The sequence below is a fragment of the Pedobacter miscanthi genome (genome assembly GCF_032678605.1).
GTDB classification, from domain to species: Bacteria; Bacteroidota; Bacteroidia; order Sphingobacteriales; family Sphingobacteriaceae; genus Pedobacter; species Pedobacter miscanthi_A.
In genome coordinates this window covers 265,062-278,403 of the sequence record NZ_JAVTSU010000006.1, presented here as the reverse complement: position 1 = coordinate 278,403, position 13,342 = coordinate 265,062, and the positions used below count along the sequence as shown (strand labels likewise).

Genomic DNA, 13,342 nt, shown 5'->3' with positions numbered 1-13,342 from the left:
TCAGATACCCCTTTTAAAATTTTATTTTAAGCTTAAACTAGCCTTTGTTTGCCTCAACAGGATTAGCCAATTCCCAATCTTGCTGAATTTTTTCTGCTTCTGCATTTCCTTCAAAATCGTGAGGCAAATTAGAGCTCATGGTTTGAGAGAAAGGAACAGTTTGAGGGATAAAGTCTGCATCATGTCCTGGCTTGCTATAATCGTAAGGCCATCTGTAAACCGTTGGGATTTCTCCTGGCCAGTTACCGTGTAAATGTTCAACCGGTGCAGTCCATTCTAATGTATTAGATTCCCAAGGGTTTTGAGGAGATACTTTTCCTTTAAAAATTGAATAGAAGAAGTTAAACAAGAACGCTACCTGAGCAAGTGCCGCCATAATAGCTGCCCATGTTACAAATACGTTAACCGTTAACCATTTCTTCATAAATTCGAATTCAGTAAATGCATAGTAACGACGAGGTACACCATCTAAACCTAAGAAGTGAAGCGGGAAGAATACCAGGTAAGCTGCAATGAAAGTTAACCAGAAGTGTAAATATCCCAGTTTAGCATTCATCATTCTACCGAACATTTTAGGGAACCAGTGATAAACACCTGCAAGCATACCGAAGATTGCTGCAGATCCCATTACCAGGTGGAAGTGGGCCACAACAAAATAAGTATCGTGTAAGTTAATATCTAACGATGCGTTACCTAAGAAGATACCGGTTAAACCACCTGAGATAAAGAATGAAACCAAACCGATAGCAAATAACATTGCCGGGGTAAAACGGATGTTACCACGCCATAATGTAGCTAAGTAGTTAAAGGTTTTTACTGCTGATGGTACTGCAATGATTAATGTTGTAATCATAAATACACCACCTAATAATGGGTTCATACCCGTTACAAACATGTGGTGACCCCAAACGATGAATGATAGTACGGTAATACCGATCAATGAATAAACCATCGCGTGGTAACCGAAGATCGGTTTACGTGAGTTTACAGAGATTACCTCAGATGAGATACCCAATGCTGGCATAATTACGATATATACCTCAGGGTGACCTAAGAACCAGAATAAGTGTTGCCATAAAATTGGAGAACCACCTTCGTTCGGTAAAATATCAGTACCCATTACGATATCTGATAAGTAGAAACTTGTTCCGAAACTACGATCGAATACCATTAATACCACACCTGCTACAAGAACAGGGAATGACAAGATACCTAAAATAGCAGTCAAAAAGAAAGCCCAGATGGTTAATGGCATTTTCCAAAGGTCCATACCTTTAGTACGCATGTTTAAAATTGTACTTACGTAATTAATACCACCCATTAAAGATGAAGCTACGAAAAGTACCATACTGATTAACCATAAAGTCATCCCCATACCTGAACCTGGCATAGCCTTGGCTACTACGGATAGCGGCGGATAAACCGTCCAACCACCGGATGCCGGTCCTGTTTGGATAAAGAATGATGACATCATGATCACACAGGCCATAAAGAAGAACCAGTATGAAAGCATGTTCAGGAATGGCGAAGCCATATCCCTGGCACCAATTTGAAGTGGGATTAATAAGTTACTAAAAGTACCACTTAAACCAGCGGTTAGTACAAAGAATACCATGATGGTACCGTGAATGGTAACCAGAGCAAGATAAAAATCGGGTTTGATACGGCCACCTTCTGCCCATTTACCTAAAAATGTTTCTAAGAATGGGAAGTTTTTATCTGGCCATGCCAATTGAATACGGAATAAAATTGATAAGCCCATTGCAATTACCGCCATAATAATACCGGTAATCAAAAATTGCTTAGCAATCATTTTATGATCCATACTAAAGATGTACTTTGAAATCAAAGTCTCTTTATGATGCCCATGATCAGCGTGATCGTGATTGTGTTCGTCGTGTAATGCTATTGTTGACATAATTCGTTCGCTCCTGCTTAATATTATTTATTTAAAGCCATTTGGTTAGTTTTAACAGCTACTGAATCTGTAGCTGTCGAATCTGCTGCTGCTTTTGCAGGCGCAGGTGCCACTGGCAAATTAAATTGTTTTCTTAAATCATCGTTTAAGTATGTTTTCTGCTCAGCTATCCAAGTTTTGTACTCAGCCTCAGAAACTACACGTACCACTTTTTGCATGTTGTAGTGACCAGATCCACAGATTTTAGCACAATAGAAAAGGTACTTAAAGTTAGGATCGTTGGTTTCCTGCTGCATTTCGGCAGTAGTTTTTGTAGGTGTAAACTCGAAGTAAACCCTCATACCCGGTACAGTGTTTAACTGTACCCTGAAATGCGGCATATAAAAACTGTGAATTACATCTTTACTTGTTAAGATCAGCTTTACTGGTTTTCCAACAGGAATTACCATTTCATCCGCCATCTCATCATCACGAGAATTAAGATCTTTAAAATCGATACCCAATGGGTTGGTAGCAGTAGTTAACTTGTAATTTTTATTACCTACAACACCATCAGCTCCAGGATAACGGATAGACCATTTAAACTGCTCTGAGGTAACCTCAATTTGCAAAGGTTTATTTTTAGGATCTTCAACTTTGAAGAAAATAGATCTCCAGGTTAAGAAACCCATCAATACCAATACGGTTAATACCAATGCAGGAACGATAGTCCAGATTTTTTCGATTGTATTGTTGTGTGGATAGTAGTAAGCTTTTCTTTTAGCTGAGTATTTGTAGATATAAGAAAATCCGAACAACAGGATGTGAGTAACCACAAATACAATTGTGGTGATGATTAATGTTAAATTAAACATTTCATCAATTTTCTTTCCGTGTTCTGATGCTGCATCCGGTAACAACATAGCGCCATGCACTGTGTATTCCCAATATACACCATATAAACCTATCACTAAAAACAGTGCAAATAAACTTGCATGGATCCTGTTCCAGTTGATGCCCACAGATTTGCCTTGTGCTTCGCGGCTTAATTCGTATACCCTTATTGCTTTACCAATAATTGCAATGAATAAGCATACGGCAAGGAAAACCAGAATATAAAATATTACCGATTTATAAACCTCGCCCATATCAACTTTCGGTGCCGCGGCAGCACCTGCTGCATCTTGCGCAAATACGCTAGTGTTTGCAAAAGCAGTAATCAATACTGCTAAAGCTGCGGTCGTTTTATTCGTTATAAACTTTCTTAAACTCATTTTCTTAAAAGTAGTACGCTGTACTGCTAATTATAATAATAATTAAATATTTGCTCTATCCTATCACCATTATAGCTGATGATGCAAACTTTCTTGTAATAATGGGTGATTTTTGGCAATTAAAGGCTTTTTGCTTAAGGCTGTTAAAACCGTAAAGGTAAACAATCCTACAAAACCTAATGCAGTACCAATTTCAATAATTCCAAAACCATTATGTCCATCTTCTACCGCACCTGGCATAATCATCTGGTAATAATCTACCCAGTGACCTAACAATACCACGATAGCAACAAATAATAATTTGGCATCTGTTCTTTTGTTGTCTCTATCCATTAACAATAATACCGGCGCTAAGAAGTTCATTGCCAGGTTTAAGAAAAACCAGAATTTGTAATATTCAAAGCGTTTGTAGAAGTATATGGTTTCTTCAGGCATGTTTGCATAGTAGATCAATAAGAATTGAGCAAACCATACGTAAGTCCAGAAGATAGAGAAACCAAAGATAAACTGACCTAAGTTGTGCAGGTGGCTATTGTTAACCCACTGCATGTAACCTGCTCTTCTTAACAAGATAATGATAATCGCGATAGTAGCTAAACTGCTTACCCACATGGCTGCGAAGTTATACCAACCAAACATGGTTGAGAACCAGTGTGCTTCTAACGACATGATGGTATCAAAAGCAAATACTGGCGTAGTAAAACCATAAATTACCAAAAAGATACAAGCGTTTTTAAAGCTTTTTCTGTATGAATTTAAACCACCTGCTAAATCTTCATTATAAGAATATTTAACAAACATGATCGAAAATATACTGTAGATACCTAAGAACAATACCTGACGACCTAAGAAAAACGGTACATTTAAAAATACTGATTTACCAGCAATTAATGAATCGTAGTTAGGGCTGTTCGGATCAGTTAATCCATCAGCATGCCAGTGGTGATATAGGTTGTGTGAGTACAAACCAGCCGCAACAACTACAAAAAGTATTGCAGCTGCTATAGGCAATGTTTTTGCCATAGCTTGTGGTACACGTAAAATTGAAGCAGACCAACCTGCTTGAGCTACATATTGAACAGCCAGGAAAAATGTACCCGACATACAAACGCATGCAAAGTAATATGCCATAAGCAACAGGTTAGCAAAAGTGCGCTCTTGATGGCCACTAAAAAAACCATAAGCGATAGCAGCAGCGCCCAAAAGGACACCAACTATGCTTAATGTTTTTACTTTTCCTGTAAACTCAAACTGTTCACTAAAATTAATATTGTGAGTTCCCATTTATATTCTGCTTTACTTATTGTTGTTTTTGTAATTCCTGAACATACATCACCACTTTCCAACGATCAATTGGCGTGATTTGTGAAGCATGCGAACCCATATTATTTACACCGTATGTAATGGTGTGATAGATTTTACCGGCAGTAAGTGCTTTCATATCTCCGCCTCTTGATGAACTTCCTGAGAAGTACGAAGGCACACCATTAAATTTCTCAATTTTAACCAGGTGTCCTTGTCCATCGCCTTTTTCTCCGTGGCAAGGGCTACAGAAAACTTTGAACAAATGTTGCCCCTGGGCTAAATTAATAGTATCAACTGGTAAAGGGTTAACCATGCTTACCCCTGCTGCTTCGTATCCTTCTTTTGTGTTAGGAAACTCATCATACTCGGTAAAACCTACCGGTTTAGTATGTGCAGGTGGCAACTGTGCAGTTTTACCATCTTTAAAATTCTTGTTTGGCTGATCTGGATTGTAAGCAATCGGATCATACATGTTTCTGGCATATTCTAAGCCAGTACTGCGTTTATCTTTACAAGCAGAAAAGGTAGCTGCAAAAGCGATAGCTAAAAACGCCGTGTAAACAAATTTATTCTTATTCATAGCTAATGTACTTCCTTTCATTATACTTTACTTCTAAAGCACCTGCATCTTTTAATAATCCATCAATTACAGTGTGCGCTGCGTTGTCTTTTGCATCAATTGCAATTACAAAGCGGTCATCAGTAGCCCTTAAATCCATCACACGTGGTGCTCTTCCCGGAAATAAGTGTGTAGATGCATAATAAGTTAACACCATACCGAAAGCACAGAACAATACTGTAAGTTCGAACATTATCGGAATAAAATCCGGTAATGCAAATGATGGTTTACCACCTATGTTTACTCTCCAATCGATTACTGCGCAGAAATAAATCAAAGCGAATGCACAGCAAGTACCGGTAATACCAAAGCAAAAAGCTGCGATATCGATTCTAGATCTTTTAATTCCTAATTTGGCTTCTATTCCGTGTATAGGCATTGGAGTATATACATCAAAAATGCTGATGTTATTTTCCTGAAGTTTTTCGATGCCATGCATCATTTCATCAGGATCGCCAAAGCTGCCTAAAATATATTTGATATCACTCATTGTTATATTTTTGCGTAATCTTCTTGTTTAACACTATCAAATTTTTCTAAAGACTCTATGTATTCAGCTACATATTCTTTATTCTCATGTCCTTCTTTAATCTGTTTCATTTTAGCTTGCTCACTTGCAGATTTTAATAATAATTTAACCTCTGCGATAGCGATTGATGGCAATACCCTTAAGAACAATAAGAATAAAGTAAAGAACAGACCGATTGAACCTACGAATACACTGATATCAACCCAGGTTGGATAAAACATTGCCCAACTTGAAGGAATATAATCGCGGTGTAATGAAGTAACAATAATTACGAAACGCTCAAACCACATACCGATGTTTACTACGATAGACAGGATCCAGGTAGCACGGATGCTTAAACGGATTTTTTTGAACCATAATAACTGTGGAGAGATTACGTTACAAGTCATCATCATCCAGTATGCCCACCAGTACGGACCGGTTGAACGGTTAACGAATGCATATGATTCGTATTCAGAACCTGAATACCAGGCGATAAAAAACTCTGTTAAATAAGCTACACCTACAATTGATCCGGTTAAGATGATGATCTTATTCATCGACTCGATGTGGAACATGGTGATGTAGTTTTCTAAACCCAATACTTTACGTGCAACCAAAAGTAAGGTTAATACCATCGCAAAGCCTGAGAAAATCGCACCTGCCACAAAGTATGGAGGGAAGATGGTAGTGTGCCATCCCGGGATTACCGATGTTGCAAAGTCCATTGATACAATGGTGTGTACCGAAAGTACAAGTGGTGTAGAGATACCTGCTAAGATTAACGACACCGCTTCGAAACGTTGCCAAGTTTTAACACTTCCACTCCATCCAAAAGAGAAGATAGAATAGATTTTTCTACGTGTACCCACTGCACGGTCGCGGATGGTAGCGATATCGGGTAATAAACCTGTGTACCAGAATAATAATGATACAGAGAAGTAAGTCGAGATCGCAAACATATCCCATACCAATGGTGAGTTAAAGTTTACCCAAATTGATCCGAACTGGTTTGGCAAAGGTAATACCCAATAAGCTAACCATGGACGGCCCATGTGTGATACTACGTAAGTTGCGGCACAGATTACGGCGAAAATCGTCATCGCCTCTGCCGAACGGTTAATGGAGTTACGCCAGTTCTGACGGAAGAGTAATAGTACTGCCGAAATTAATGTTCCGGCGTGACCAATACCTACCCACCATACGAAACCGGTGATATCCCAAGCCCAACCTACTGTTTTATTTAAACCCCAAGCTCCGATACCGTTCCAAAAGGTGTAACTTACTGCTACCACCCAAAGTAAAGCACCTAATGAAGCAAAGGTGAAACCAATCCACCAAGCCTTGTTTGGCTTGTTCTCTACCGGGCCCAAAATATCATCCGTAATTTTTGCATACGTGATGTTATCGCCGGTAATTAATGGTTCTCTAAGTATTGATTCGTTATGTCCTGACATAATTTGTATTTTCTTTATGCTAAAGCTTACGCTTGTACTTTTGTATCTGTATTTCTAATTTTAGTCATATATCCGATACCTGGTTTCACATTGATTTCTTCCAATACGTAGTAGATACGCTCAGAACGCAATGCTTTTGAAACTTCTGAATTAGGATCGTTTGAATCACCAAATATGATTGCATTTGCTGAACAAGCTTCTTGACAAGCCATTTTAATATCGCCATCTTTTAATGGACGTTTCTCCATTTTAGCCTGCAATTTGCCACCTTGTATACGTTGAATACACATTGAGCATTTCTCCATAACACCACGTGAACGTGTAGTTACATCAGGGTTTAAAACTAATTGGGTAAACTCGTTATTTAAATAGTTATCGAAACGAGAATCGTTCCAGTAATTGAACCAGTTGAAACGACGTACTTTGTACGGACAGTTGTTTGCACAGTAACGTGTACCTACGCAACGGTTGTAAGCCATGTGGTTTAAACCATCACTTGAGTGTACTGTAGCCAATACCGGACAAACTGTTTCGCAAGGTGCGTGATCACAGTGTTGGCATAACATTGGTTGGTGAACAACAGAAACATGATCCAAATCTTCTAACTTGGCAATTTCTTTTTCTTTGGTTACATCACCTGTTGGTGTTTCGTAGCTATAGTAACGGTCGATACGGATCCAGTGCATTTCACGACGACGGCGAACCTCATCACGGCCTACAACAGGAATGTTATTTTCTACGTTACAGGCAACAATACAAGAACCACAACCTGTACAAGCATTCAAATCGATTGCCATAACCCAGTTGTTACCTGGTTTTTCATATTGATCCCAAAGATCGTAATCTTTATGCTCGCCTTTTTCGTTACCTGCTCCAGGATTTTTTAAGAATGCCGCAAAAGTAGCTTCTTTAATCACTGCACGGCCTTCGAAAGAGTGGTGAGTTTGTGTTTGTGCAAGCTCATAGTAACCGCCTGTTGGGGTAATGGTTACGTTTGTAGCATATTGCATGGTTCCGTTTACGAAAGAAACAAAAGGGAAAGCATTTTTACCAACATCGTTACCTGCTTTACCAACTTTGGTACGGCCGTAACCTAATGCGATAGAGGCAGTTCCTTGTGCCTGTCCTGGTTGGATTAACACCGGAAGATCTACTGAATATCCGTTGCTGCCTTTAACAGACACAACATCAAACTCTTTAACTTTTAATTTCTCTGCAGTTTTAGGTGCAAGGGCAACAAAGTTATCCCAGGTTACTTTCGATACCGGATCAGGTAACTCCTGTAAGAATGCGTTATTGGCATTTTTACCATCACGCATTGGTACGTTTTCGTAAACCTGTAACTCTACCTGATCGCCACCTTTAAAAGCTTTGCTGCTATTGGCTATTGAAGTTGCAACAGCACCTAACGATAAGGTAAAGCTATATGCACCTGCAGGTTTTGCTGTAGTAGTAACTACACCTTTTTCTAAAACTTCATCCCACTTCAATCCAGCAGCTGGTAATACTTTAGCTTCCCAGTTACTGCGTACAAACTGATAGTAATCTTTAACCGGAGCATCGGCCCAGGTTAATAAACTCTCTTCTGCCTGACGGCTATTGAAAACAGGATTAATGGTTGGCTGTACGATAGAATAATATCCTTCGTAAGCATTGGCATCACCCCATGATTCTAAATAGTTATGGTTAATGGCAATGGCATCACAAAGCGTTGCTGTTTCATCAGCACGATCAGAGAATGAAATTTTCGCAGGTACTTTAGCCAATGCATCTGTAAATGCTTTTGCATTTGCAGCATCGTAAACAGGGTTACTGTTTAAGAATAAAACAGCACCAACTTCGCCACGGCTCATTTCGGCAACTAAACCATTAAATTCGGCATCGTTACCTGCATATAAGTGGCAGGCATTATCTAAATCGATAGTAGTACCATAACTTCCGATAGCGGCGTTAATGGCATTTACTAAGATTTGAGTAGAAACATCATTCGAACCGCAAACTACAAGGCCTTTACCTTTATTTTGCAATAATTCTTTTGCTGCCAGTTTAATTACTTTATCAGCAGTGGTGTTGTTACCCAACGTTCCGCCTGGTAAAGCAGCACCGGTAATGGCATTATATAAAGCAATTAACGAAGGACCTTCTTCTGATAATTTAACCGGAACACGGGTATCTGCATTGGTACCAGTTAAGCTCATTCCACTTTCGAACTGAATGTGGCGGCTCATTTTTTTATTTTCTAACGATTTGTAGTTACGGTTAGCAGTATATTGAGCAGTAAATTCTTCACCACTGATCCACGTACCCAAGAAATCGGCACTGAAACTTACAATTAAATCAGCCTTATCGAAGTTATATTTTGGTAAAACTGCTTTACCGAAACTATTTTGATTGGCCTGGATAATACCGGTGTAAGAAACAGCGTCGTACTGAACCAATTTAGCAGCAGGATATTTAGTCACAAACTGTGCAATTACTGCATTGGTTGACGGGCTATTTACTGTTGATGATACAATACGAATTTTCTTTCCGCCAGCCTGTGCTTTTGCCAACTCGCCTTTTACAAAGCTGTCGATTTTTGCCCAGGTAGTTTCTTCAACTTGTCCGCCTTTTACTGTTACAGGTGCTTTTAGTTTAGATACATCGTATAAATCTAATACAGAAGCCTGCGCTCTTGCATCGGTACCGCAGTTAAACTGACCCGCATTTGGATTTGGTTCAATTTTAATCGGGCGGCCTTCTCTGGTTTTAACCAAAATACTCTGGCCATTAAAGCTAGAAGTATAGAAGTTAGGAATACCCGGAGTTACTTCTTCAGGTTTTACCAGATAAGGAATTGATTTTTTTAACGGTGTACTTTGGCAGGCAGCTAAGGTAACGGCACCTAAACCAAAACCTAACGCCTTTAAAAAGTCGCGGCGTGGGGTAACGGTACTTAACCCTGCTTCATTTAAAACATCTTCTATTGGAAGTGGCTCGGCGAATTCGTTTTTGTTATTTTTAACAAAATCGGGTGTATTGTTATACTCCTCTAAGCCTTTCCAGTATTTTTTATTGCTTTCCATTTAAGCTATATTACTGTTTATCGAACGTTCTTACTAAACTCTAATCTATTAATAGTGGCATTTACCACACTCTAAACCACCCAATAATGCTGGTGTGATTTTCTCGCCTTTTTTAATTTTCTCGTGCGCTTCGATAACCTTAGCGTAGAAAGCATTGTTTTTCTGACCAGAAATATCTGTTTCTTTATGGCAGTTAATACACCATTTCATGGTTAACGGAGAATATTGATAAATTTCTTCCATGGTATTAACCGGACCGTGACAAGCGAAACACACAGGCTCGTTTGGCTGTAATCCTTTTGCTTTACGAATGGCATCTTCTGCAACAACTACGTGCTGAGAGTGGTTGAAGTAAGCAAAATCAGGTAGGTTGTGTACACGTACCCACTCCATTGGTTTTGATTTACTTTCGTCGTATTTCTGCGTTTCAGGATCGTAACCTAAAGCACTATAGATTTTTTTGATCTCCGGAGAAATCTCACCATCATATTTATCTCTTGCCTGAACAGCTTTGTGGCAGTTCATACAAACATTTAATGAAGGAATAGTGGCGTTTTTAGATTTAAATGCCCCGTTGTGGCAATACTGACAATCGATCTGATTGATACCAGCATGCAACTCGTGCGAGAATTTAATCGGCTGTACGGGTTGGTAACCGGTATGAACACCAGTATTCCACATGCCCATCCAACCCCAAGAACCTAAAGCAATGATTAAACACAAGATAAAGAACATCACAAATTTCTTGTTTTTGAACATCTTGCGCACACCAACTTTTAATGGCACTTCTTCTTCAATTTCGATACCTTGTTTCTGCAGGATCAAACGCTCTAACAATTTAGACGCACGACCTAAGATTACCAAAATAACAACAGCTAATACAACGATAGCAACGATACCCGCAATTGATAAACCTGAAGTGGTATCATCTTTTGGAGCAGCAGCTCCACCTTCTGCAGGAGTTGCTTTCGGCTCACCTTCTTTAATGTATGCTAAGATATCTTTTACTTTCGCCTCATCTAACTCAGGGAAGGTAGTCATTGCTACTTTACCGTTATCGTTAAATAATTTAACAGCAGCAGGGTCTCCGGCAGCAATCATTGCGGCGTTGTTTGGAATCCATTTTAACAGGAACGCTTCAGGGTGACGATCGCTTACTCCTTCTAATGCCGGACCAATTACTTTGTGATCTAACGCATGGCACGAAGAACATTTTGCTTTGAAAAGCGTTCTTCCTTCTTTAGCATCCTGCGCATTTACGGTAGAAACCGCTATTACGGAAATTGCTGAAAATACGAATAACGACTTCCAAACGCTTTTTAAAATCATCGAGATATCTCTCATAATGAACACTTTATACTTATTTAATTTACTTTTTGTTGTGAAATTGATGATTGAGCCCAGATAGCCCCATCAAACTTTGAACAAAAGTATAACTTATTAATAAATCCCATGACATAATAGTGACTGGAAATACAATTTATAATCATTCTAAACAAATGTCGTTTCAAGCCATTCAAGGCATAAAAATGCCCATTTTTGATATAAAATCTCAAATGGGCATACCAGAAACCAATTTGGTTTATTAAAATGTTACGTTTATTGTTTTAATATCCAGGCAAACATTAACGGTGCTACAATTGTAGCATCACTTTCTACGATAAATTTTGGTGTATTAATATCCAGTTTACCCCAGGTAATTTTTTCGTTCGGCACCGCACCCGAATATGAGCCATAAGAAGTGGTCGAATCCGAGATCTGGCAGAAGTAACTCCAGAACGGAATATTCTCCATTTCCATATCCTGATATAACATCGGTACTACGCAGATCGGGAAATCGCCGGCAATACCGCCACCAATCTGGAAGAAACCGATTCCTTTACCACCACTGTTTGCAATATACCAATCGGCTAACCAGCCCATATATTCAATGCCACCTTTTACAGTAGTTGCAGTAAGTTCTTTTTTCATTACATAAGAAGCGAAAATGTTACCCATAGTAGAATCTTCCCATCCCGGAACTACAATTGGCAAATTCTTTTCAGCCGCAGCAAGCATCCATGAATTTTTTGGATCAATTTCATAGTACTGCTCCAAATCGCCGCTTAAAAGCATTTTGTACATAAACTCATGCGGGAAATAACGTTCACCGGCAGCTTCAGCGTCCATCCATATTTTTTGGATGTGTTTTTGCAAACGGCGGAAAGCTTCTTCCTCTGGGATACAGGTATCGGTAACGCGGTTATAATGGTTTTCTAAAAGGTCCCACTCATCCTGCGGACTTAAATCGCGGTAATTAGGAACGCGTTTATAATGTGAGTGTGCAACCAGGTTCATAATATCTTCTTCCAGGTTGGCACCAGTACAAGAAATAATGGCCACTTTATCCTGGCGGATCATCTCTGCAAGCGAAATACCCAACTCTGCAGTACTCATTGCACCGGCAAGTGTGATCATCATTTTACCACCCTCATCTAAATGCGTTTCGTATCCTTTAGCCGCATCCATCATTGCCGCAGCATTAAAATGGAGGTAATTACGCTCCATAAACTGAGATATTGGTCCTCTTGTATTGCTCATTTCGTTTTGTATTGTTTGCCGCAAAAATAGGTATTTAGGCCGAAAGGTGAAAACATTAAAAGCGTTTAGCGCTTTGAGCATGGCGTTAATTTAGTCCAAAGTCGATTAAATCATAAAGTGAATTTCCCCTGTGATCGTCATCCTGAGCGGAGTCGAAGGATCTTTTATTTGAAAAGCAGTTGTAGTAACCCCTATTAATGTTAGTCCGGCTTTGCGGTATAAGTCCGCGGTTCGTGCCTCACCTGTGGGCTTCCCCTTCAATCCGGTTTAGGTGGCTTGTGTCTTACAATAATTAAAGTTTGTCCCGACCCATAGCTATAAAACACAATCAATATGGCTTCTTGCAACCCCAAATAGCACAGCTGGCCAGGCCACCTAAACCCGACCGTAGCGGGATGCTCCTAATTCTTTATTGGAGCAGAAGCGGGGGTGGGACTGTACAAACACAAATGATACTATACCTGCTTTCCAAAAACTCATACTGTTCGCAGTTATTTAATGGCTATTGAACAAATGAACCACCGAGTTTGGAGCCAGTTAACCAATTTAAACAATTAACCGATTTCACTCGGGATTGTCATCTTGAGCGGAGTCGAAGGATCTTTTATTTGAAAAGCAGTGGTAGTAGCTTTTATTA

The 13,342-nt window shown here is 39.3% G+C and carries 9 protein-coding genes; all 9 read right to left on the bottom strand.

Features of this window, described 5'->3' with window-relative positions; translation table 11 throughout:
• Nucleotides 1-37: 37 nt before the first annotated feature.
• The 9 genes from R2R28_RS11640 to R2R28_RS11600 all read right to left on the bottom strand — a co-directional run bounded on the left by R2R28_RS11640 (nt 38) and on the right by R2R28_RS11600 (nt 12,705).
• Complete coding sequence (locus tag R2R28_RS11640) at nt 38-1,918, bottom strand: cbb3-type cytochrome c oxidase subunit I (protein WP_316825856.1); 1,881 nt, start codon at nt 1,916-1,918, stop codon at nt 38-40.
• 23 nt (nt 1,919-1,941) lie between these two features.
• Nucleotides 1,942-3,171: a cytochrome c oxidase subunit II gene (locus tag R2R28_RS11635; RefSeq protein ID WP_316825855.1), complete on the bottom strand. Its 1,230-nt coding sequence runs from the start codon at nt 3,169-3,171 to the stop codon at nt 1,942-1,944.
• Between the two features lie 69 nt (nt 3,172-3,240).
• Nucleotides 3,241-4,455 (bottom strand): quinol:cytochrome C oxidoreductase, encoded by a 1,215-nt coding sequence (locus R2R28_RS11630; protein ID WP_316825854.1) that lies wholly within the window; start codon nt 4,453-4,455, stop codon nt 3,241-3,243.
• 16 nt (nt 4,456-4,471) lie between these two features.
• Entirely contained in the window at nt 4,472-5,077 is a 606-nt protein-coding gene (locus tag R2R28_RS11625; RefSeq protein ID WP_316825853.1) for a cytochrome c, read from the bottom strand.
• Entirely contained in the window at nt 5,049-5,585 is a 537-nt protein-coding gene (locus R2R28_RS11620; protein ID WP_187591840.1) for a DUF3341 domain-containing protein, read from the bottom strand. Before R2R28_RS11620 ends, R2R28_RS11625 begins: the two co-directional genes overlap by 29 nt.
• A gap of 2 nt (nt 5,586-5,587) precedes the next feature.
• Entirely contained in the window at nt 5,588-7,060 is a 1,473-nt protein-coding gene (gene nrfD, locus R2R28_RS11615) for an NrfD/PsrC family molybdoenzyme membrane anchor subunit (protein WP_316825851.1), read from the bottom strand.
• A gap of 26 nt (nt 7,061-7,086) precedes the next feature.
• Nucleotides 7,087-10,125, bottom strand: a complete 3,039-nt coding sequence (locus R2R28_RS11610) for a TAT-variant-translocated molybdopterin oxidoreductase (RefSeq protein ID WP_316825850.1) — start codon at nt 10,123-10,125, stop codon at nt 7,087-7,089.
• Nucleotides 10,126-10,173: 48 nt separating this feature from the next.
• Complete coding sequence (locus tag R2R28_RS11605) at nt 10,174-11,469, bottom strand: c-type cytochrome (protein WP_316825849.1); 1,296 nt, start codon at nt 11,467-11,469, stop codon at nt 10,174-10,176.
• Between the two features lie 255 nt (nt 11,470-11,724).
• Nucleotides 11,725-12,705, bottom strand: coding sequence for a deoxyhypusine synthase family protein (locus R2R28_RS11600; RefSeq protein WP_055903284.1), 981 nt, complete (start codon nt 12,703-12,705; stop codon nt 11,725-11,727).
• Between the last annotated feature and the right edge of the window lie 637 nt (nt 12,706-13,342).